Source organism: Cellulomonas sp. B6 (assembly GCF_001462455.1).
In the GTDB taxonomy this organism is placed as follows: Bacteria; Actinomycetota; Actinomycetes; order Actinomycetales; family Cellulomonadaceae; genus Cellulomonas.
The window spans coordinates 20,524-41,853 of sequence record NZ_LNTD01000125.1 but is presented as its reverse complement, the minus strand read 5'-3'; the positions used below and the strand labels follow the sequence as shown (position 1 = coordinate 41,853).

22 protein-coding genes are annotated in these 21,330 nt (G+C 75.8%); 14 read left to right on the top strand and 8 right to left on the bottom strand.

Annotated elements, in window-relative coordinates; all coding sequences use genetic code 11:
• Nucleotides 1–54: 54 nt before the first annotated feature.
• A complete protein-coding gene (fabI, locus tag ATM99_RS11780) occupies nt 55–822 on the top strand; it encodes an enoyl-ACP reductase FabI (RefSeq protein WP_062103098.1) in 768 nt (255 codons plus the stop codon).
• A 67-nt stretch (nt 823–889) separates the two neighbouring features.
• On the top strand, nt 890–1,408 hold the full coding sequence (locus tag ATM99_RS11775; RefSeq protein WP_062103097.1) for a histidine phosphatase family protein: 519 nt from the start codon (nt 890–892) through the stop codon (nt 1,406–1,408).
• A gap of 53 nt (nt 1,409–1,461) precedes the next feature.
• On the opposite strand, the gene serB is transcribed toward ATM99_RS11775, so the two are convergent.
• Nucleotides 1,462–2,133, bottom strand: a complete 672-nt coding sequence (serB, locus tag ATM99_RS11770; RefSeq protein ID WP_223305026.1) for a phosphoserine phosphatase SerB — start codon at nt 2,131–2,133, stop codon at nt 1,462–1,464.
• A gap of 89 nt (nt 2,134–2,222) precedes the next feature.
• Complete coding sequence (locus tag ATM99_RS11765; RefSeq protein ID WP_062103096.1) at nt 2,223–3,464, bottom strand: glucose-1-phosphate adenylyltransferase; 1,242 nt, start codon at nt 3,462–3,464, stop codon at nt 2,223–2,225.
• A gap of 107 nt (nt 3,465–3,571) precedes the next feature.
• Here ATM99_RS11765 and glgA point away from each other — a divergent pair, with 107 nt between their 5' ends.
• A complete protein-coding gene (glgA, locus tag ATM99_RS11760; RefSeq protein ID WP_062103095.1) occupies nt 3,572–4,801 on the top strand; it encodes a glycogen synthase in 1,230 nt (409 codons plus the stop codon).
• 36 nt (nt 4,802–4,837) lie between these two features.
• Here glgA and ATM99_RS11755 read toward each other — a convergent pair whose 3' ends face one another.
• Entirely contained in the window at nt 4,838–5,596 is a 759-nt protein-coding gene (locus ATM99_RS11755) for a hypothetical protein (protein WP_062103094.1), read from the bottom strand.
• A gap of 96 nt (nt 5,597–5,692) precedes the next feature.
• On the bottom strand, nt 5,693–8,173 hold the full coding sequence (locus tag ATM99_RS11750; protein ID WP_062103093.1) for a DNA topoisomerase (ATP-hydrolyzing) subunit A: 2,481 nt from the start codon (nt 8,171–8,173) through the stop codon (nt 5,693–5,695).
• A 165-nt stretch (nt 8,174–8,338) separates the two neighbouring features.
• On the opposite strand from ATM99_RS11750, the gene ATM99_RS11745 reads away from it, so the two are divergent.
• The 4 genes from ATM99_RS11745 to ATM99_RS11730 all read left to right on the top strand — a co-directional run bounded on the left by ATM99_RS11745 (nt 8,339) and on the right by ATM99_RS11730 (nt 13,616).
• The gene (locus ATM99_RS11745; RefSeq protein WP_062103092.1) at nt 8,339–11,119 is read left to right on the top strand and encodes a GNAT family N-acetyltransferase; all 2,781 of its coding nucleotides are present in this window, start codon (nt 8,339–8,341) and stop codon (nt 11,117–11,119) included.
• 82 nt (nt 11,120–11,201) lie between these two features.
• Entirely contained in the window at nt 11,202–11,774 is a 573-nt protein-coding gene (locus ATM99_RS11740) for a DUF5998 family protein (RefSeq protein ID WP_062103091.1), read from the top strand.
• The gene (locus ATM99_RS11735; RefSeq protein WP_082659650.1) at nt 11,771–12,946 is read left to right on the top strand and encodes a nucleotide pyrophosphatase/phosphodiesterase family protein; all 1,176 of its coding nucleotides are present in this window, start codon (nt 11,771–11,773) and stop codon (nt 12,944–12,946) included. Before ATM99_RS11740 ends, ATM99_RS11735 begins: the two co-directional genes overlap by 4 nt.
• A gap of 16 nt (nt 12,947–12,962) precedes the next feature.
• Entirely contained in the window at nt 12,963–13,616 is a 654-nt protein-coding gene (locus ATM99_RS11730; RefSeq protein WP_062103090.1) for a thymidine kinase, read from the top strand.
• A 57-nt stretch (nt 13,617–13,673) separates the two neighbouring features.
• On the opposite strand, the gene sepH is transcribed toward ATM99_RS11730, so the two are convergent.
• Entirely contained in the window at nt 13,674–14,729 is a 1,056-nt protein-coding gene (sepH, locus tag ATM99_RS11725; RefSeq protein WP_062103089.1) for a septation protein SepH, read from the bottom strand.
• 109 nt (nt 14,730–14,838) lie between these two features.
• Here sepH and ATM99_RS11720 point away from each other — a divergent pair, with 109 nt between their 5' ends.
• From ATM99_RS11720 to ATM99_RS11710, 3 genes are all read left to right on the top strand, one after another.
• Nucleotides 14,839–15,477, top strand: a complete 639-nt coding sequence (locus tag ATM99_RS11720) for a trimeric intracellular cation channel family protein (protein ID WP_062103088.1) — start codon at nt 14,839–14,841, stop codon at nt 15,475–15,477.
• A 40-nt stretch (nt 15,478–15,517) separates the two neighbouring features.
• Nucleotides 15,518–16,378, top strand: a complete 861-nt coding sequence (locus ATM99_RS11715; protein ID WP_150118271.1) for an inositol monophosphatase family protein — start codon at nt 15,518–15,520, stop codon at nt 16,376–16,378.
• 222 nt (nt 16,379–16,600) lie between these two features.
• Nucleotides 16,601–16,900 (top strand): DUF4193 domain-containing protein, encoded by a 300-nt coding sequence (locus tag ATM99_RS11710; protein ID WP_029287753.1) that lies wholly within the window; start codon nt 16,601–16,603, stop codon nt 16,898–16,900.
• A gap of 58 nt (nt 16,901–16,958) precedes the next feature.
• Here the strand turns inward: ATM99_RS11710 and ATM99_RS11705 are convergent, their stop codons facing one another.
• Nucleotides 16,959–17,483 (bottom strand): DUF3093 domain-containing protein, encoded by a 525-nt coding sequence (locus ATM99_RS11705; RefSeq protein WP_062103105.1) that lies wholly within the window; start codon nt 17,481–17,483, stop codon nt 16,959–16,961.
• 120 nt (nt 17,484–17,603) lie between these two features.
• Between ATM99_RS11705 and dut the strand changes: the two genes are divergently transcribed.
• The 4 genes from dut (at nt 17,604) to ATM99_RS11685 (ending at nt 20,072) form a co-directional block, all read left to right on the top strand.
• Nucleotides 17,604–18,110 (top strand): dUTP diphosphatase, encoded by a 507-nt coding sequence (gene dut / locus ATM99_RS11700; protein ID WP_062103087.1) that lies wholly within the window; start codon nt 17,604–17,606, stop codon nt 18,108–18,110.
• A gap of 111 nt (nt 18,111–18,221) precedes the next feature.
• Nucleotides 18,222–18,938 (top strand): DUF3710 domain-containing protein, encoded by a 717-nt coding sequence (locus tag ATM99_RS11695; protein ID WP_062103086.1) that lies wholly within the window; start codon nt 18,222–18,224, stop codon nt 18,936–18,938.
• Nucleotides 18,935–19,303, top strand: a complete 369-nt coding sequence (locus ATM99_RS11690) for an OB-fold nucleic acid binding domain-containing protein (protein ID WP_082659646.1) — start codon at nt 18,935–18,937, stop codon at nt 19,301–19,303. The genes ATM99_RS11695 and ATM99_RS11690 overlap by 4 nt, the downstream gene beginning before the upstream one ends.
• A 4-nt stretch (nt 19,304–19,307) precedes the next feature.
• Nucleotides 19,308–20,072, top strand: coding sequence for a DUF3159 domain-containing protein (locus ATM99_RS11685; RefSeq protein ID WP_062103085.1), 765 nt, complete (start codon nt 19,308–19,310; stop codon nt 20,070–20,072).
• Here the strand turns inward: ATM99_RS11685 and ATM99_RS11680 are convergent.
• Together ATM99_RS11680 and ATM99_RS11675 are read right to left on the bottom strand one after the other, a co-directional pair.
• Nucleotides 20,005–20,679: a TrkA family potassium uptake protein gene (locus ATM99_RS11680; RefSeq protein WP_062103084.1), complete on the bottom strand. Its 675-nt coding sequence runs from the start codon at nt 20,677–20,679 to the stop codon at nt 20,005–20,007. The two genes, ATM99_RS11685 and ATM99_RS11680, sit on opposite strands and share 68 nt — an antisense overlap.
• On the bottom strand, nt 20,676–21,326 hold the full coding sequence (locus tag ATM99_RS11675) for a TrkA family potassium uptake protein (RefSeq protein ID WP_062103103.1): 651 nt from the start codon (nt 21,324–21,326) through the stop codon (nt 20,676–20,678). Before ATM99_RS11675 ends, ATM99_RS11680 begins: the two co-directional genes overlap by 4 nt.
• Nucleotides 21,327–21,330: the final 4 nt, after the last annotated feature.

Genomic DNA, 21,330 nt, shown 5'->3' with positions numbered 1-21,330 from the left:
CTCCTGTACCACCGCCCGCCCCGCGCGGCGGACCGTGACCGCGAAAGGCACACCATGGCACTCCTCGAGGGCAAGACGCTGCTCGTCACCGGCGTCCTCACCGACGGATCGATCGCGTTCCACGTCGCGCGGCTCGCGCAGGAGCAGGGCGCGCAGGTGATCCTCACGTCGTTCGGTCGTCAGCTGCGGCTCACGCAGGCGATCTCGCGCCGCCTGCCGCAGCCCGCACCGGTCGTCGAGCTCGACGTGACGAACGCGGACGACCTCGCGGCGCTCGCGGACCGCGTGCGCGAGCACGCCGACCACCTCGACGGCGTCGTGCACTCCATCGGCTTCGCCCCGCAGTCGGTCATGGGCGGCAACTTCCTGGCCGGCGAGTGGGAGGACGTCGCGACGGCGGTGCACGTGTCCGCGTACTCCCTCAAGGCGCTCGCCGTGGCTTCGCTGCCGCTGCTCACGCGCGGGTCGGGCCTGGTCGGTCTGACGTTCGACGCGCGCTACGCGTGGCCCGTCTACGACTGGATGGGTGTCGCCAAGGCCGCGTTCGAGTCGACCGCGCGCTACCTGGCCCGTGACCTGGGCCCGCAGGGCGTGCGCGTCAACCTGGTCTCCGCCGGCCCCATCCGCACGACGGCCGCCAAGTCGATCCCCGGCTTCGAGTCGATGGAGGGCGGTTGGCCGGACCGTGCCCCGCTCGGCTGGGACGTCACCGACCCCGAGCCGACGGCGCGCACGGTCGCCGCGCTGCTGTCGGACTGGTTCCCCGCCACCACGGGCGAGATCGTGCACGTCGACGGCGGCGTGCACGCGATGGGGCAGTGACGTACGTCGCGTCGTCCCGGGCGCGTAGCGGCCTGACGCGCCGCGGGGCGTCTGCGACCCTGGGCACGTGAGCACCCACCACCTCGTCATCCTGCGGCACGCCAAGGCCGAGCCCGCCGGTGCCGTCGTCGACCACGACCGCCCGCTCGCGCTGGCGGGACGCCGGCAGGCCAGCGCGGTCGGCGCGGCGCTCGCCGAGGCCGGTCTCGCCCCGACGCACGTGCTGTGCTCGTCGGCGCTGCGCACGCGGCAGACGTGGGACCTGGTCCGGACACCGCTCGCGGCGTCCGGTGCGCCGGACGCCGAGCTGACCGTCGTCGACGCGCTCTACGACGCCGGCGCCGGCGACGTGCTCGCGCTGGTGCGCGGCCTGCCGCAGGAGGCGAGCACGGTCCTCGTCGTCGGGCACGAGCCGACGGTCTCGCAGCTCGCCGACGCGCTCGCCGGGCCGGGCTCGGACGGCGGCGCGGTCGCGCGCGTGCGGCCCGGCGTCCCGACCGCGACGTGGAGCCTGCTGGAGTTCGACGGGACGTGGGACGCGCTCGACCTCGGTGCGGCGCGGCTCGTGGTGGTCCGCACGCCCTGAGACGGTCGCGTCGTGGCGCGTGCCGGCGGTGCCGAGCGCCGGGCCGGCCGGCGTCAGACCCGGAAGACGTCGAGCTCGAGCACGGCGTCGAGCCGGTCCCGCACGACGGCGTCGGCGGACGCCGCGAGCACGGGCTTGGCGTTGAACGCGATGCCGGTGCCGGCGGCCGCGAGCATGTCCAGGTCGTTCGCGCCGTCGCCGATCGCGATCGTGCGCGCCATCGGGACACCGGTGCGCCGCGCGTAGTCCGCGAGCGTCGTCGCCTTCGCGGCGCGGTCGACCACGGGCCCGTCCACGCGGCCCGTGAGCACGCCGTCGCGGACCTCGAGCCGGTTGGCGTGCACGAGGTCGATGCCGAGGCTGTCCGCGAGCGGTGCGACGACCTCGAGGAAGCCGCCCGAGACGAGCCCGACGGGCCAGTCACGGGCTCGGAGCTCGGCCACCAGCTCGCGGGCGCCGGGCGTCAGCTCGGCCTCGGCCAGCACGTCGTCGAACACCGACACCGGCAGGCCCGCGAGCGTCGCGACACGCTCGTGCAGCGACCGGGCGAAGTCGATCTCTCCGCGCATGGCGCGTTCCGTGATCGCGGCGACCCGCTCGAGCGCCCCGGCGCGGGCCGCGAGCATCTCGACGACCTCACCGGTGATGAGGGTCGAGTCGACGTCCATCACGACGAGGCGTCGGGTGTCGGCGGGCTCGGCGGGCTCGGCGGGGCGGGTGTCCACGCCCGGCAGGTTAGCGGCGTGCGGCGCGACGCCGTCGCGGCGTCCGCAGGGTGTGCGGACGCCGCGACGACGTCGGCGCCGGTGGTGCCTCAGTCGGTGATGATCGTGCCCTTGGGCACCACGGTGATGCCGCTGTCGGTGACCGTGAAGCCCCGCGCGCGGTCGTGGTCGTGGTCCAGCCCGACGCGCGCCCGCTCGGGCACGATGACGTTCTTGTCGAGGATCGCGCGGTGGATCTGCGCGTACCGCTCGACCTGCACGCCGTCCATGAGTACCGAGTCGGTGACCTGCGCCCACGAGTGCAGCCGGATGCCGGGGGACAGCACCGAGCCCGACACGGTCGCGCCCGACACGACGACGCCGGGGGAGACGATCGAGTCGGCCGCGTGCCCCAGGCGCCCCGCGCCCGCGTGCACGAACTTCGCGGGCGGCAGGCCCGTGTAGCCCGTGAACAGCGGCCACGCGTCGTTGTAGAGGTTGAACACCGGCTCGACCGAGATGAGGTCGTGGTTGGCGTCGAAGTACGAGTCGATCGTCCCGACGTCGCGCCAGTAGTCGCGGTCGCGGTCGGTGGATCCCGGCACGTCGTTGCGGATGAAGTCGTACACGCCGGCGGTGCCGCGCTCGACGAACCACGGCACGATGTCGCCGCCCATGTCGTGGCGCGAGTTCACGTCCTCGGCGTCGACCGTGACGGCCCGCACGAGCGCGTCGGCGTTCGCGACGTAGTTGCCCATCGACGCGAGGATCTCGGTCGGCGAGCCCGGCACCGGCGCCGGGTCCACCGGCTTCTCGCGGAAGCGCGCGATGCGTGAGGGGTCCGACGGGTCGGTCTCGATGACGCCGAACTGGTCGGCCATCTCGATGGGCTGGCGGATGCCCGCGACCGTGAGCTCGGCGCCCGACTCGATGTGCGCGTCGACCATCTGGGAGAAGTCCATGCGGTAGACGTGGTCGGCGCCGACCACGACCACGATGTCGGGGCGCTCGTCGTCGATGATGTTGAGGCACTGGTAGATCGCGTCGGCCGAGCCGAGGTACCAGTGCTTGCCGACGCGCTGCTGCGCGGGCACGGCAGCCACGTAGTTGCCGAGCAGCGACGACATGCGCCACGTCTTGGACACGTGCCGGTCGAGCGAGTGCGACTTGTACTGCGTGAGGACGATGACGTGCAGGTACCGCGAGTTGATGACGTTCGACAGGGCGAAGTCGACGAGGCGGTAGATGCCGCCGAAGGGGACCGCGGGCTTCGCGCGGTGCGCGGTGAGCGGCATGAGCCGCTTGCCCTCCCCTCCGGCGAGGACGATGGCGAGGACACGCGGCGCTGGCATGTGCTCAACCTAGGCCCGCGAGGCGTCCCGGGCGAGGTCACCGCGCCGCCGGGCGCTAGCGTGTCGCCTGGAGACCGGCGGTGCGCCGGTCACGACGGGAGGAAAAGGTGCGCGTCGACCTGCTGACCCGCGAGTACCCGCCGCACGTGTACGGGGGCGCGGGCGTCCACGTGGCGGGCCTGACCGCGGTGCTGCGCGAGCACGTCGACGTGCGCGTGCACTGCTTCGACGAGCCCGTGGCCGAGCCGGGCACGTACGGCTACGGCGTGCCGGGGGGCCTCGCGGGGGCCAACCCGGCGCTCGCGACGATGGGCGTCGACCTCGCGATCGTCGACGGCATCGGCCGCGTCGACGACGACGGCCCGGCGACCGACCTCGTCCACTCCCACACCTGGTACGCCAACCTCGCCGGGCACCTCGCGTCGCTGCTGCACGGCGTGCCGCACGTCCTGACCGCGCACAGCCTCGAGCCGCTGCGCCCGTGGAAGGCCGAGCAGCTCGGCGGCGGGTACGCGCTGTCGTCCTGGGTCGAGCGCACCGCCTACGAGTCGGCCGCGGCGATCATCGCCGTCAGCGGCGGCATGCGCGCCGACATCCTGCGCTCGTACCCGGCGGTCGACCCCGCGCGCGTGCACGTCGTGCACAACGGGATCGACCTCGACGGCTGGCGCCGCCCGACGGCGGACGACGACGTCGCGAACGCGCGCACCGTCGTGGAGCGCCTGGGCATCGACCCCGACCGGCCGGCGGTGGTGTTCGTGGGCCGCATCACGCGGCAGAAGGGACTGCCGTACCTGCTGCGCGCTGTCGAGGCGCTGCCGGCGGACGTGCAGGTCGTGCTGTGCGCCGGTGCGCCCGACACGCCCGAGATCCTCGCCGAGGTCACGGGCCTCGTCGAGGACCTGCGCACGCGCCGCACGGGCGTGGTGTGGATCGACGCGATGCTGCCGCGCGACGCGCTGGTCGCCGTGCTCGCGCACGGCACGGTCTTCGCGTGCCCGTCGGTGTACGAGCCGCTCGGCATCGTCAACCTCGAGGCCATGGCCGTGGGCCTGCCGGTCGTGGGCACCGCCACGGGCGGCATCCCCGAGGTCGTCGACGACGGTGTGACCGGCTGGCTCGTGCCGATCGAGCAGGTCCAGGACGGCACCGGCACGCCCGTCGACCCGGACCGGTTCGTCGCCGACCTCGGCGCGGCGTTGGTCGAGGCCGTGTCCGACCCGGAGCGTGCCGCGGCGTGGGGCGTGGCGGCGCGTCGCCGCGTCGAGGACCACTTCTCGTGGCACGCGATCGGCGAGCGGACGCTCGAGGTCTACCGCGGCGTGCTGGAGCGCTGAGGCGCGCGGACGGGCCGCCGCGGGCCGGGGCCGGTGTCAGCCGCGGCGCAGCTGCGTCGCGGCGGCCGCCATCGCGCGGCGCGCCACGCGGTCGACCTCGCGCAGCGCGGTGGACCGCTGGTCGGCCTGCCACAGGTTGACGGCACCGCCGTCGTCCTGCGTCGCGAGCGCGACGATCGCGCGCAGCCGCGCGGCGCTCGACAGCACGCGCACGCGCTGGCCCGCGACCCCGCCCGGCAGGCGGCCCGCGGGGAACGCGCCGTCGCGCACGAGCGCGATGTCGTCGGCCGCGTCGGGCCGCCACCGGTCGACGCCGAGCTGCACGAGCGCCTCGGTCGCGGTCAGCAGACCCTGCCGCAGGTCCCGCTCGGCGTCCTCGAGCGTGCCGACCTGTGCCCACACGGCGGTGCGCCAGTCCGGCACGGGGGAGGCCTGCCACGTCACGAGGTGGCCGGGCTCGAGGTCGGAGCCGAACCGCTCGACCTCCGGCACGAGCGCGAGCGAGCGCGCGCCGGCGCGCAGCAGCACGCACTCGCCGGCCTCGACGGCGGCGCCCGAGACCTCGGGCGGCGCCGCGACGGGCTCGCCGGGCACGGGCAGCAGGACCGCGACCTCGTCGACGGGGGAGCCCAGCCACGTCAGCCACGCGTCGAGCGCGAGGGTCTCGCCGTCCGACGTCACGGCGTGCGGCTCGTCGTCGTGCTGGACAGCGGCCAGCGCGCCGTCCCGGGAGCCGGGGGCCGTGAGCCACAGCGCGAGCAGGACGGAGCGGGGCAGGTCGAGCGAGGCAGCCACGGCACCACGGTAGGTCGTGCCGCGGCGTGCTCCGAACCGGCCCGACCCGGTCCGCCCCCGCCGGGCCCGCCGCGGGCCGGCTGCGGCGCTCCCCGCTCAGCCGATCGCGTGCACGGGGGCCGACAGCGGCACGCCCGACCCGTCGCGGCGCTCGTCGAGCGGCGGCAGGTCGACGGGCTGCCCGCCCGCACCGGTCGCGCGCGCGGGTGCGGGGCCGACGTGCGCGAGGATCAGCGCGTCCTCGCCCTTGAGGAACCGGTGCGAGCGGACGCCGCCCGTCGCGCGGCCCTTGCCGGGGTAGGCGGAGAACGGCGTCACCTTGGCGGCCCCGGCCTGCGTGCCGGGCAGCGCGCTCGACGTGCCCGAGACGGTCACGACCACCGCGTCGTCCTCGGGGCGCACGACGGCGAACTCGACGACGCGCGCCCCGGCCGCGAGGTTGATGCCGGCCATGCCGCCGGCCGCGCGGCCCTGCGGGCGCACCTGGGACGCGGGGAAGTGCAGCAGCGAGGAGTCCGAGGACACGAGCACGAGCTCGTCCTCGTCGCGCGCCAGGGCCGCCGCGACGACCTCGTCGCCGTCGCGCAGGCCGATCGCCTCCCACGTGTCGCGGTTGGCGGGCACGTCGCCCGGCGTGACGCGCTTGACGACGCCCTGCACGGTCGCGAGGGCCACCGGGGGCGCGTCGGCGCCGAGCGGCACGAGCGCGAGCACCCGCTCGCCGGTCTCGAGCGCGACCGCCTCGCCGACGGGCAGCCCGCCCGACAGCGACGGCGGACCGTCGGTCGGGGGCATGGTCGGCAGCTCCAGCACCGACAGCCGCACGACGCGGCCGCGGTTCGTCAGCGCGCCGACCTCGGCGCGCGCGGTCGTCGCGATCGCCGAGGCGACCACGTCGTGGCGGCTGCGGACCGTGCCGTCGCCGCGCACGGGTTCGACGTCCTCGGCGGTGCGCGCCACCAGGCCCGTCGCCGACAGCAGCGCCCAGCACGGCGTGTCGGGGATCTCCAGCGGCGCCGCGGCGGCCTTCGCGGACGTCGGCGCGCCCGCGGCGCCCGCGAGGCCCGTGCCGCCCGCGTGCTCGAGCAGCACCGTGCGGCGCGGCGTACCGTACGTCGCGGCGACCTCGGCCATCTCGTCCGAGACGACCGTGCGCAGCAGCGCGTCGTCGCCGAGGATCGCCTGCAGCCGGGCGATCTCCTCGACCAGCTCGTCGCGCTCGCGCTCGAGCTCGAGGCGGGAGAACCGCGTCAGGCGGCGCAGCCGCAGCTCGAGGATGTACTCGGCCTGCGGCTCGGACAGGTCGAACACCGAGCGCAGGCGCGTGCGCGCCGTCTCGGCGTCGTCCGAGGTGCGGATGACCTGGATGACCTCGTCGATGTCGAGGATCGCGATCAGCAGGCCCTCGACGAGGTGCAGCCGCTCCTGGCGCTTCGCCAGGCGGAACGACGTGCGGCGGCGGACGACGTCGATGCGGTGGTCGACCCACACGCGCAGCAGGTCGACCAGGCCGAGCGTGCGCGGCTGGCCGTCGACCAGCGCGACGTTGTTGATGGAGAACGAGTCCTCCAGCGGCGTGTACCGGTAGAGCTGCTCGAGGACGGCCTCGGGGTGGAACCCGGTCTTGACCTCGATGACCAGCCGCAGGCCGTGCTGCCGGTCCGTGAGGTCGACCGCGTCGGCGATCCCGGAGAGCTTCTTGTTCTGCACGCCCTCCTTGATCTTCTCGATGACCTTCTCGGGCCCGACCATGTACGGCAGCTCGGTGACGACGATGCCCTTGCGGCGCGGCGTGACGTTCTCGACGCGCGCGGTCGCCCGCGTGCGGAACGCGCCGCGGCCCGTGCGGTACGCGTCGCGCACGCCGTCGAGGCCGACGATCTTGCCGCCCGTCGGCAGGTCCGGCCCGGGCACGAACCGCAGCAGGTCCTCGAGCGTCGCGTCGGGGTGCAGCACGAGGTGCCGTGCGGCCGCGACGACCTCGACGAGGTTGTGCGGCGCCATGTTCGTCGCCATGCCGACCGCGATGCCCGACGTGCCGTTGACCAGCAGGTTCGGGATCGCCGCCGGCAGCACGCCCGGCTGCTGGAGCTTGTTGTCGTAGTTGGGCACGAAGTCGACGACGTCCTCGTCGAGCCCCTGCGTCATCGCGACCGCGGCCGGTGCCATGCGCGCCTCGGTGTAGCGCGAGGCCGCCGGGCCGTCGTCCAGCGAGCCGAAGTTGCCGTGGCCGTCGACCAGGGGCAGCCGCAGCGAGAACGGCTGCGCGAGCCGCACCATCGCGTCGTAGATCGCCGAGTCCCCGTGCGGGTGCAGCTTGCCCATGACCTCGCCGACCACGCGCGCCGACTTCACGTAGGGGCGCTCGGGCCGCAGGCCCATGTCGGCCATCTGGTAGACGATGCGCCGCTGCACGGGCTTGAGGCCGTCGCGCGCGTCGGGCAGCGCGCGCGAGTAGATGACCGAGTAGGCGTACTCGAGGAACGAGCCCTCCATCTCGGTCGCGACGTCGACGTCGACGATCTTCTCGACCAGGTCCTCGGGCGGCAGGTCGGGGGTCGCGGGACGACGCGCCATGGGCTGATGTGCTCCTCGGTGCTGCGGTGCGGGTGACGGCGGTGCGGGGACGGCGGTGCGGTGGCGGCTGACGGGGCGGCCGTCGGCACGGCGGACGCCCCCTGCGGTGCATTCTCCCCGTGCCGGGGGAGTCATCGGCGCAGCCGCGCCGCTAGCCTGGCGGACATGGCCGACGTCGACCCCGGGAACGGGCACCTGGGCCCGGCGGACGAGGGGGCCGCCGGAGCGGCACCCTACCCCGCGGGCTGGGAGGCGGACGTCGTCCTGACCGACGGCTCCACGACCCGCCTGCGTCCCCTGCGCCCGGACGACGCGGACGCGCTGCAGGCCTTCCACGTCGGGCAGTCCGAGCGCTCGACGTACCTGCGGTTCTTCGCACCGCTCGAGCGGCTCTCCGACCGCGACCTCGACCGGCTCGTGCGGGTCGACCACGTCGACCGCGTGGCCCTCGTCGCGGTCACGGGCGCACCCGGCACCGACGAGCCCGAGCGCATCATCGGCGTCGCGCGCTACGACGTGGTGGAGCCCGAGACCGCCGAGGTCGCGTTCAACATCGCCGACGCGCACCAGGGCAAGGGGCTGGCCTCAGTGCTGCTCGAGCACCTCGCCGCCGCGGCGCGCGAGCGCGGCGTGCGCCGGTTCGTCGCCGAGGTGCTGCCGCAGAACGGCCGCATGCTCTCGGTGTTCAGCGAGGCCGGCTACGAGGTCCGACGGCGGACCGAGGACGGCGTCGTGCAGGTCACGTTCGGCATCGACCCCACCGACCGCTCGCTGGCCGTCGCGGCCGACCGCGAGCACCGCGCGGAGGCGCGGTCGATGCGTGCGCTGCTCACGGCGCGCAGCGTCGTCGTGGTCGGTCCCGGGCCCGAGCCCGAGCGTCCGCTCGCGGCCCGGCAGGCCGAGCGCGTCGTCGAGGGACTCGTCGCCGCGGCCCGCGCCGGCACGATCACCGTGCACGCGGTGGGCGTCGGCCACGGCGAGGGGCTCGGGGACGACGGCGTGCACCGACACCACCGCGTCGACGACGTGCCCGGGCCCGTCGAGCTCGCGGTCGTCGCGCTGCCCGCCGCGCAGGTGCTCGACACCGCGCGCCGGCTCGGTGCGCTGGGCGTGCGCGGGCTCGTGCTGCTCTCGGGCGGGTTCGCCGAGGCCGGTCCCGAGGGGCTCGCGCGGCAGCGCCTGCTGCTGGGCGTCGCCCACGGAGCCGGGATGCGGCTCGTCGGGCCGTCGTCGTTCGGGCTGCTCGCGACGCACGACGGCACGACGCTCGACGCGTCGCTCGCCGCGACGCCGCCGCGGGTCGGGCGCATCGGGCTGTTCTGCCAGTCCGCACCGTTCGCGGTGACGCTGCTCGCGGCGGTCGAGCGCCGAGGCCTGGGCCTCGCGCAGCTCGTGTCCGCGGGCCACCGGGCCGACGTGTCGGGCAACGACGTCATGCAGTTCTGGGGCGAGGACGAGGGCACCGACGTCGTCGCGCTCTACCTCGAGTCCATCGGCAACCCGCGCAAGTTCACGCGCGTGGCACGCCGGCTCGCGTCGCACAAGCCGGTCGTGGTCGTCACCGCCGGGCGCACGGGACACGTCGCGCCGCCGGGGCACGCGGTGCGCCCCACCCGGGCGCCGCGTCGCACGTTCGAGGAGGTGCTGCGCCAGTCCGGCGTCGTGCGCGTCGAGAACGTCCACCAGATGCTCGACGTCGTGCAGCTGCTCGCGCACCAGCCGCTGCCGCGCGGCAGACGCGTCGCGGTCCTCGCGAGCTCGACCGGTGTCGCGGCGCTCGTCGCCGAGGCCGCCGCCGCCGCCGGGCTCGTCGTCACCGGGCGGGTCGAGCGCATCGCCGAGGACGCGCGCGCCGACGAGGTGCGCGACGCGGTCGAGCGGGTCTACGGGGACCCCGAGGTCGACGTCGTCGTGGCCGTGCGCGTCCCGACGCTCGGCGTGCCCGACCCCGTGCTGCCGCGCGAGGTCGCGCGCGCCGCCGCGCGCACCGGCCGCACGACGGTGGCGTGCATGTTCGACCTGCACGGCCTGACCGCCGAGCTCGCCGCGACCGACCCCGAGGGCCGCGTGCGCACCGTCCCCGCGTACGCGGCCCCCGAGGACGCGGTCCTCGCGCTCGGGCACGCCGCGCGCTACGCGGCCTGGCGGGCCGTCGACCGCGGCACGACGGTGCACCCCGGCGGCGTGGACCTGCGCGCGGCGCGCCGGCTCGTCGCACGCGCGCTCGCGGACTCCGGCGCCACCGACGGCGCACCCGTGCCGCTCGACGCCGCGCGGACCGCGGAGCTGCTCGCGACGGTCGGCGTGCACGTGTGGCCCTCGATCCGGGTGCACGACGCCGACGAGGCGGTCGCGGCCGCCCAGGGGCTCGGGTGGCCCGTCGCGGTCAAGACGACCGTCCCCGCGCTGCGTCACCGCGCCGACCTCGGGGGCGTGCGGCTCGACGTGGCCGACGAGGCCGAGCTCCGCGCCGACGTCGCCGGGATCCTCGCGCTCGCGGCCGACCACGACCCCGGCCCGGACGTGCCGCCCATCGAGGTGCAGGCGATGGCGCCGCACGGCGTGGCGTGCGTGGTGCGGTCGGCCGAGGACCCGCTGTTCGGCCCGCTGCTCAGCCTCGGCGTCGCGGGCGACGCGGCGGACCTGCTCGGCGACGTCGCGTACGCGGTGCCGCCCCTGACGGACGTCGACGTCGCGGAGCTGGTCCGCACGCCCCGGGCCGCGCCCCGGCTGTTCGGCTACCGCGGCCTGCCGGCGCTCGACGTCGCCGCGCTCGAGGACGTCGTCGCGCGCGTGTCGGTGCTGGCCGACGCGCTGCCCGACCTGCGCTCGCTCGAGCTCAACCCGGTCGTCGTCTCGCCGACCGGCGCCGCGGTGCTCGGCGCGCACGCCACGGTCGCCCCCGCGGACCGCGCGGACGCCGCCCGCCGGCTCGCACGGGCCTGAGGTGGGTGCGCGCGACGGCGGTCGTCCCGCGCGCCTGCGCGCGCGTTCCCGCCACCGTGCGCGGGGGTGGGAGGATGGTCGGGTGCCCGCTCTCTCCACCACGTTGCGTCACGACCTGGACCGCGCCGGCTACTACCCGGAGCTGGTCGCCGAGGTCCTCGAGCTCGCGCTCGCGGACGAGGGCGTCGTGGCCCACCTGGTCCACCCCGAGACCACGTTCGACGGCGCCGAGGTGCGCCGCCACGTCACCGTCCTCGCGCTGACCCCGACCCGGCTCGTCGTCGCGCACGTGGACGACCACCCGGCGGACTCCGAGCACCCGTCGTCCAGCGCGCAGGCCACCACCGAGGCCGTGCCGCTCGGCGAGCTGCGCTCGGTGGCGTTCACGCACGTCGTGCCGAACCCGCAGGAGCACCGCGCGGGCGACGGCGCGGCCGAGCTGACGCTCGCGATCGGGTGGGGCGCGGTGTCGCGCGTCGACCTCGAGCCCGCGACGTGCGGCGACCCGCAGTGCGACGCCGACCACGGCATGTCCGGCTCGATCACGCCCGACGACGTCGTGGTGCGGGTGAGCGTCGCCGCCGAGGGCCGCGACGCCGTGCTCGCCGCGATGGCCTTCGGGCGGACGCTCTCGGCGGCGTCGACGCGCCGGTGAGCGCCGCGACCGGCCCCGCGCTGCCGGCGCCCGACGACCTGCTCGACCCGGTCCCGCCCGGCGGCACGGACCGGTCGCTGACGCACGTCCTGCCGGCGCTCGCCGACGCGCTCGGCGTCGACGTGCCGGACGGTGCGGCGGCCCGCGCGCTGCTCGGCCTGCCGGACGCCCGGCGCGTGTGCGTCGTGCTCGTCGACGGTCTGGGGCACCTCAACCTCGCCGAGCGCGGCGGCCACGCGCCGTTCCTGCGCTCGCTGCTCGCGGGGTCCGCGCCGCTGGTCACGACGTTCCCGTCGACCACCGCGACGGCCGTCGCGGCCTTCGGCACGGGTCGCGGGCCGGGAACCACGGCGATGCTCGGCTACACCGTGCGGGTCCCGTCGACCGGCCGGCTCGGCAACCTCGTGTCGTGGACGGACATGCCGCCGGCCGGGCAGTGGCAGCCCCACCCGACGGTCCTCGAGCGGCTCGCGGCCGCGGGCGTGGCCGTCACGAGCGTCGGGCCCGCGCGGTTCCAGGGCTCGGGGCTGACGGGCGCCGCGCTGCGCGGAGCCACGTACGCGCCCGCCGAGTCGCTCACGCAGCGGGTCGACGGCGTGCTGCGCGCGCTGCGCGAGCCCGGCCTGGCGTACCTGTACTGGCACGACGTCGACAAGACCGGTCACCACCACGGGTGGGGGTCCTGGCAGTGGGGCGAGGCGCTGACCGAGCTCGACGGCGAGCTGGCCCGCCTCGCGCGGTCGCTGCCGCGCGACACGCTGCTCGTCGTCACCGCCGACCACGGCATGGTCGACGTCGACCCCGCGCGGCGCCGCGACGTCGCGACCGACCCCGTGCTCGGTGCCCAGGTCGCCGTGACGGGCGGCGAGCCGCGCGCGCTGCACCTGCACGTGACGCCCGGTGCGGACCCCGCCGAGGTGGCGCTGCGGTGGCGCGACGCCCTGGGCGACGACGCCGTGGTGCGCACGCGCGACGAGGCGGTCGCGGCCGGCTGGTTCGGACCCGTCGAGCCGCGCGTGCTGCCCGTGGTGGGCGACGTGGTCGTCGCGATGCGGGGCGCCGCGACCGTCGTGGACTCGCGCACCCAGACCGCGGCGTCGATCGCGCTGCCGGGCGTGCACGGCTCGATGACCGCACGCGAGATGCTCGTGCCGCTGCTGGTGCACCGGTGACCCGGGGGAGACGCTGATGGCCGAGCTGGTGTTCTTCTCGGGGACGATGGACTGCGGCAAGTCGACGCTCGCGCTGCAGATGCACCACAACCACGCCGCGCGCGGCCGCGACGGCGTGCTGTTCACGCGGCACGACCGCGCGGGCAGCGCCGTCATCTCCTCGCGGCTGGGCCTGCAGCAGCGCGCCGACGAGGTCGACGACACCACGGACTTCTGGGCCGAGGTCGTCACACGACGCACGCGCGGCCGCGCGGTCGACTACCTCGTGGCCGACGAGGCGCAGTTCTACACCGCCGAGCAGGTCGAGCAGCTGGCCCGGGTCGTCGACGAGCTCGCGGTCGACGCCTACGCGTTCGGCATCACGACCGACTTCCGTGCGCGGCTGTTCCCCGGGTCGGCGCGGCTCGTGGAGCTCGCGGACCGCGTCGAGGTGCTGCAGGTGCGCGCGCTGTGCTGGTGCGGCGCCCGCGCGACGCACAACGCACGCACGGTCGACGGGGTCATGGTCGTCGAGGGCGACCAGGTGGTCGTCGGCGACGTCGCCGCCGGCGTCGACGAGGTCGCGTACGAGGTGCTGTGCCGCCGTCACCACGTGCGGCGGATGACGGCGCGCGTCGCCCGCGCGACCGTGCCGACGGGGCAGACGCTGTTCGAGGACGACGAGGGCTGACCCCGCGTCCGGTCGTCAGCCCGGCGTCGTCCGCCCGCCGGCGTCACCGCGCCGGCGTCACTCCGGCTTGGCGCCGAAGACGATCTCGTCCCAGCTCGGCACCTTCGCGCGGGTGCGTCGGGACCGCCGCTCGGGGGCCGCGGGGCGCTCGTCGGCACCCGTGTCCTGCGGCGTCGCGTCCGGCACGGCCGCCGTGACCGGCGCCGGGGTGCGCTCGCCGCGGGGCGGCGTCAGGACCACGGCCTCGCGCGCGGGGTCGGCGTCCACGGGGTGGGCGCCCGGCACGTCGCGCTCGTGCGCCGTGGGCTCGTCCGCGACGTCGCCGGGCCCGCCGGGGGAGAAGTCGAACGCGTGCTGCGGCCCGAACCCCTCGAACTCCTCGTCGTCGCCGTCGAGCTCGAGCGGCTGCCGCACGCCGCGGCGCTGGCGCAGCTCGTCGAGCAGCACGTGGGTGGGCTCGGGCTCGGGGGCGGCCTGCTCGTTCATCGTGTCGAGGTCGAAGACGACGTCGCGCACGGCCGCGAGGTGGCGCCGCGCCGCGGGCTCGTCGATCTCGGTCTCCGACAGCCAGCGCGCCTCGTCCTCGTCGGCGACGACCGTGCGCCGCACCGCGTCGAACGACCAGCGGGCCTCGCGCGGCTCCTCCGAGACGACGAACCGCGCGACGACGGTCCACGGGCCCGTGCCCTCGCGAGCGGCGTCCCACGACAACGACGCGACGTCGACGCCGCGGGCCGCGAGCCGGTCGGTCACGAGCTCGCCCAGCAGCGGCGCGCCCGAGTCCCGGCCGACGCGCGTCGCACGGGCCTGCTCGGCGACGTACTCGCGCTCGGCGAGCACCGGGCCCTCGTAGCGGCGCACCGCCTCGACGGGCACGCCCGCCGCGTCGGCGACCTCCTGCGCGGTGGCCCCGGCGCGGATGCGCGACTGGATCTCGCGCGGGCTCAGCGACCCCGCCTGCTCGGCGCGCAGCTGCTCGAGCTGCGGCCGGTCGCGGCGCACCGCCGCGCGCAGCAGGTCGTCGATGCGCACGCGGAAGCGCTGCCCGTCGGCCGCGACCAGGACGAGGTGCTCCCCGTCCTCGTGGAGTCCGACCAGCTCCAGCTCACCCATACGACCTCCCCGGCTGTCCACGCAGGAGCCTGCCACCGATCTGCCCGGAACGCGTGCACCCCGCCCCGGTGCGCCGTGAGGTCGTCGTCACGTGCGGGAGGATGGCGTCGTGCTGCCCGAGCTGCCGGTCGAACCGGTCCTGGAGGTCGTCGGCGTCTTCGTGGCCGCCATGTCGGGCGCGCTCGCCGCCGTCCGCAAGCAGTTCGACGTCTTCGGGGTCGTCGTGCTGGCGTGGGCGACGGGGCTGGGCGGCGGCGTCCTGCGCGACCTGCTCATCGGGGCGGTGCCGCCCGTGGGCATCAGCGACGTGCGCCTCATGGCCGCCGCGCTCGCGGGTGGCCTGGTCATGTACTTCGGGCACCCGCGCCTCGAGCGCGCGCGGCGCGTCATCGTCGTCATGGACGCGGGCGCGCTCGCGCTCTTCGCGGTGGTCGGCACGGTCAAGGGGCTCGAGCACGGCACGACGGCGCTGGCCGCGGTCGTCGTCGGCGTGCTGACCGGGGTCGGCGGCGGGATCCTGCGCGACCTGCTGACCGGTGAGGTGCCCGTCGTGCTGCACCACCGCCAGCTGTACGCCGTGCCCGCGCTGCTCGGTGCGTGCGCGACCGTCGCGCTGTGGAAGGTCGGCTGGGCCGGCGCGGTCGGCCTGTCTGCCGTCGCCGTCGGCGTGTTCGCGCTGCGCGTCCTCGCGCTGAGGTTCCACCTCAACGCCCCGGGCCCGTGGCGTGCGGCGGGCTCCGGCCGCTAGGCCCGCCCCTCGCGCGGCAGCGCTGCGGGACAATGGTCGGGTGAGCGCCTCGACCGACCCGTCCGTGACCGAGCTCGTCGCCGTCGCCGAGGAGGTCGCGCGCGCCGCGGGCCGGCTCGTGCACGACGGGCGGCCCGAGACGGTCGGCGTCGCCGCGACCAAGTCGAGCGCGGTCGACGTCGTCACCGCGATGGACCTCGCGAGCGAGGAGCTCGTGCGGCGCGAGCTCGCGCGGCTGCGCCCGCACGACGCGGTGCTCGGCGAGGAGGGCGGCAGCACGGGCGGGACGTCGGGCGTGACGTGGGTCGTCGACCCGATCGACGGCACCGTCAACTACCTCTACGGGCTGCCGGCGTACGCGGTGAGCGTCGCCGCGGTCGTCGGGGAGCCGGATCCCGCGGCGTGGACGGTGCTCGCCGGGTGCGTGCACGCGCCGGCGTCGGGCGAGACGTGGACCGCGGCCCGCGGGCACGGCGCGTGGCTCGACGGCCGCCCCCTGCGCGTCGCCGCGGCGCCGCCGCTCGACCGCTGCCTGGTCGGCACGGGCTTCGGCTACGTCGCCGAGCGTCGGCGGGCCCAGGCGCGCGTGCTCGCGTCGCTCCTGCCGCAGGTGCGCGACGTGCGGCGCATCGGGGCCGCCGCGATCGACCTGTGCCAGGTCGCGACCGGGCGCCTCGACCTGTACTACGAGCGTGGCCTGCAGCCGTGGGACCTCGCCGCGGCGTCGCTGGTCGTGCAGGAGGCCGGCGGGGTCGTGCGCGGGCTGCGCGGCCGCCCGGCCGGTGGTGCCATGACCGTCGCCGGTGCCGCCGAGCGCGTCGCCGAGCTCGGCGTGCTGCTCGAGGAGCTCGACGCCGACGCCCCCGACGCGCCGTCCGGCGCGGACCTCGAGGCCGGGTGAGATCGGGCCGCTACGGTGCGGTCCACGACGCCGTGGCCTGCGACGACGAGGGCGGTTCCGTACGGGTTCGCCGGGTTCGACCACATGGGCGGATGTCCGTGTTCGCATCCGGGCCCGCGGTGGGGCACAATCCGTCCGCGCGGGGGGAACAAATCACGGCCGCGGCGCATTGACCCCGCGTACCACGACACTGCTGCAGAAGACGGAGTGTGACGCTCACACATGGCAACCGACTACGACGCCCCGCGCAAGACCGAGGAGGACCTGAGCGAGGACTCGCTCCAGGAGCTCCAGGCCCGGCGCTCCGACAAGAACTCGGGCGTGGTGGACGAGGACGAGACGGAGGCGGCCGAGGGGTTCGAGCTCCCCGGCGCCGACCTGTCCGGCGAGGAGCTCTCCGTCCGCGTCCTGCCCCGACAGGCCGACGAGTTCACGTGCTCGTCGTGCTTCCTGGTGCACCACCGCAGCCAGCTCGCCTACGAGCGCAACGGTCAGCCCGTGTGCTCGGAGTGCGCGGCCTGACGCCGCCCTGACGACACCGACGGCCGGTCACCCCACGGGGGTGGCCGGCCGTCGCCGTTCACGACGTCGCCGGCGTACCGCCGAGCGCCGCCACGAGCGCGTCGGGCCGTCGGGTCGAGACGATCCAGTAGGGCGTCGGGTCCTGCGGGTCGCGCACCTCGACCCGGACCGCCGTGCCGATGAAGGCGCGCAGGCACGCGTGCGCGCGTGCGTCGAGCGCCGGGCCGAGCTCGGTGCGCAGCGCCGCCCGGTCGAGCGCGCGCGGCTCGGCCAGCAGCGCGACGGGGATGCGGGCGGCCCCGGCGTGCAGCGTGCCGTCGACGACCTCGACGCGCGGCGCCGTGAGCACGGCGCCCGCGAGCCCGAGCAGCAGCGCCACGACCCCGACGCCGAGCGCGAGACGCCCGTCCACCGGGACGAAAGCGACGCCCAGGACGACGGCGAACGCGACGACCCCGCCCCAGCCCACCGGACCGAGCCACAGGCGCTCGCGGAAGCCGGGGCCGGTGGGCGCCGTCGTGGTGCGCGGCGACGGGGCGTGCGGGACGGCGGTCGTGGCCGGGTCGGGCGTCGTCGAGGGCATGCTCACAGGATGTCATCGTCGCCGCGCCCGCGGCGCCCGCGGTGCGTGCGGGGCCGGGTGCTGCGTCGGCCCCGGGCGCGCGTGACCGATGCCCGTCCGCGCGCGGTAAGGTCGGCCCCCGTGACCGCGACCCACCGCGCCGACGCCGTCCAGGTGCTCCTGCAGCTGCTGGACCCCGAGCTCCCCGCCCCCGCCTACGCGCACCCCGGTGACGCGGGCGCCGACCTCGTGAGCCGCATCGACGTGACCCTCGCCCCGGGCGAGCGCTCGACGGTGCCGACGGGTGTCGCGATCGCGCTGCCGGAGGGGTACGCGGCGTTCGTGCACCCGCGGTCCGGGCTCGCGGCCCGGCACGGTCTGACCGTCGTCAACGCCCCGGGCACGGTCGACGCCGGCTACCGCGGCGAGATCGCCGTGACGCTGCTGAACACCGACCGCGAGCACGCGCTCGAGCTGCGACGCGGCGACCGGATCGCGCAGCTGGTGGTCCAGCGCGTCGAGCAAGCGCGCTTCGTCGAGGTCGGCGAGCTTCCCGGCTCGGTGCGCGGTGCCGGCGGGTTCGGCTCGAGCGGCGGCTGGGCCGGAGCGGGAGCCGGGGCCGGGGCGGGCGCAGGCGCCGGCACCTGACGTGTCGCCGGGCCACCGGCCCGGGATCGGAACTACTGTCGACGTCGCGGTCGTTGTGACGTCGAAGGACTGCAGGACGAGGGCGCTCGGCGCCGGTCGGAGGAAGCGAACGTGGGTCTGTTCCGTCGTGGCCCCAAGGAGGACGCCGCGGTCGACACCGCCGCCGACGTCCCGCAGGACGACACGGTCGACGAGGTCGACGACGCTGCCACCGGGCCCGCGGGGACGCGCGGCCCGTGGGACGTCGACACCTCGCACCCCGACCTGCCCCGCGTCGACCTCGGAGCGATCCGGCTGCCGCAGGTCGACGGCATGGAGATCCGGCTCGAGGTCGACAAGGCCACCAACGTCGTGTCGGCCGTCGCGGTGCTGCTCGACGGGTCGTCGCTGCAGCTGCAGGCGTTCGCGGCGCCGCGCACCGACGGCATCTGGGACGAGATCCGCGAGGAGATCGCCGCGTCGATCACGCAGCAGGGCGGGACGGTCGACGACCTGCCCGGACCCTACGGGCGTGAGCTGCTCGCGCGGCTGCCCGTCCGCACGCCGGAGGGGCGCACGGGCCACCGACCCGCGCGCTTCATCGGGACCGACGGGCCGCGCTGGTTCCTGCGCGGCGTGCTGACCGGACGGGCCGCGGTCGAGCCCGACGCGGCCGGGCGTCTCGAGGAGCTCTTCGGTCAGGTCGTCGTGGTGCGCGGCACCGACGCGCGTCCGCCGCGCGACCTGCTGCCGCTGCAGCTGCCCGGTGGTGCGACGCCGCCGCCCGCGCCCGACGCGCCCCGCTTCGCCCCGCCCGAGCGCGGGCCCGAGATCACGGAGATCGGATGACGCTGCGCGAGCGGGTGCACAAGGTCCTCGCCTCGCAGGCCGAGATCGAGGCCGACGAGGAGCGTGCGGACGCGGTGAGCGTGCCCGGGTGCTGCCCGGTCGACGCGCTGCCGCACCGCGCGCGCGCCTCGGTGTCCGGCGTGCTGCGCTCGGTGACGCTGCGGCCCCGCGAGGGCGTGCCGGCGCTCGAGGCGCAGCTGTACGACGGGTCGGGCACGCTCGACCTCGTCTGGCTCGGCCGGCGCAGCATCGCCGGCATCGAGCCGGGGCGACGCCTCAAGGTCGACGGCATGGTGTGCCTGGTCGACGGGCGCCGCACGATCTTCAACCCGCGCTACGAGCTGCGCGCCCGACCGGGGGAGTGACCCGATGACCGCACCGCGCGACGACGCCCGCGACGACGAGCCGGTCGTCCTCGACGCGGTCGACGACGTCGTCCCGCCCGACGAGGGCGGCGCGCGCGGGCTGCGGGCCATCACGGCCGACGAGTTCTCGGCGGTCGACGCGCTCGGCGGCGTGCGCGGCATGGTCGAGGCCGTGGCGCCCGGCCTGCTGTTCGTCGTCGTGTACATCGCGTCCGGGCAGCAGCTGCAGCCCGCGCTGATCTCGGCGGCGGCCACGGCCGCGATCGCGGTCGTCGCGCGCCTCGTGCAGCGCACGCCCGTGACGCAGGCGTTCTCGGGCGTCCTCGGCGTCGGCGTCGGCGTGCTGTGGGCCTGGAACACGGGCGACGCGGGCGACTACTTCGCCTACGGGCTCATCGTCAACGCCGCGTCCCTCGTGGGCACGCTCGTGACGATCCTCGTCGGGTGGCCGCTCGTGGGGCTCGTCGTCGGGATGCTCAGCAACCGCGGGCCGCTCGCGGGCGGGTCGTGGGCGGGAGCCGTCGAGTGGCGTGCCGACCGCGCGTTGCGCCGCCGGTACGCGCTCGCGACGTGGCCGTGGGTCGCGATGTTCGGGCTGCGGCTGCTCGTGCAGCTCCCGCTGTTCCTGGCGGACCAGGTCGTGTGGCTGGGCACCGCGAAGCTCGCGATGGGCCTGCCGCTGACGGCCCTGACGCTGTGGCTCAGCTGGATGCTGGTCCGCGGGTCAGGAGCTCCTCGAGAGCCTGCTCGTCCGCCTCGTGCCCCGTGACGAACAACAGCTCGTCGCGGCCCTCCAGGGTGTCGTCGGGGCTCGGCGCGATCGGCCGCGCGTCGCGCACGATGCACGCCAGCACGGTGTCCGCGGGCCACGCGACCTGACCGACGCGCACGCCGGCGAGCGGCGAGCCCTCGGGCAGCGTCAGCTCGAGGATGTCCGCCTTCGACTGGTGGAACGTGAAGATCCGCACGAGGTCGCCCACCGCGACGGCCTCCTCGACCATCGCGGTCATGATGCGCGGCGTCGACACCGCGACGTCGACGCCCCACGCGTCGTCGAACATCCACTCGTTCTTCGGGTTGTTCACGCGCGCGACCGTCCGGGGCACGCCGAACTCGGTCTTGGCGAGCAGCGACACGACGAGGTTCGCCTTGTCGTCGCCGGTCGCGGCGACCATCACGTCGCACTCGTGCGCGCGGACCTCGCGCAGCGTCGGCAGCTCGCACGCGTCGGCCAGCAGCCAGTCGGCCTCGGCGACCTGGGCGACGCGCATCGCCGACGGCTGCCGGTCGATGAGCGTGACCTCGTGGTCGTGCGCGAGCAGCTCGCGCGCGATGGACCGGCCGACGGACCCGGCGCCGGCGATGACGACCCTCATGACTCCACCTTCGGGGGCGAGGTGAGCACGCGCTCGACCGCCGGTGCGTCGTCGACGCGCAGCAGCAGGTGCACGGTGTCGCTCTCCTGCAGGACGGACCCGGCGGTCGGCAGCACGCCGTCGCCGTAACGCGTGACGTACGCGACGCGCGCGCCGCTGGCCTCCTCCAGGGCGCGCAGCGGGCGCCCGACCCAGCCGGCGTGCACGTCGACCTGCGCGAGCTGGATCTGCCCCGAGGCGTCGCGGTACTCGTCGGTCGTGCCCATGGGAAGCATGCGCCGCAGCACCTGGTCGGAGGTCCACCGCACGGTCGCGACCGTGGGGATGCCCAGCCGCTGGTAGATCTCGGCGCGGTGCGGGTCGTAGATGCGGGCCACGACGTTCTCCACGCCGAACGTCTCGCGCACCACGCGGGCCGCGAGGATGTTCGAGTTGTCGCCGTCGGAGACGGCCGCGAACGCGTACGTGTCCTCGATGCCGGCCGTGCGCAGGGTGTCGCGGTCGAAGCCGAGGCCCGTGACCTTGTTGCCCTGGAAGTCCGCGTCGAGCCGGCGGAAGGCGTCGGGGTTCTGGTCGATCACCGCGACCGAGTGGCCGCGGGCCTCCAGCGACTGCGCGAGGGTGGCCCCCACGCGCCCGCATCCCATGATG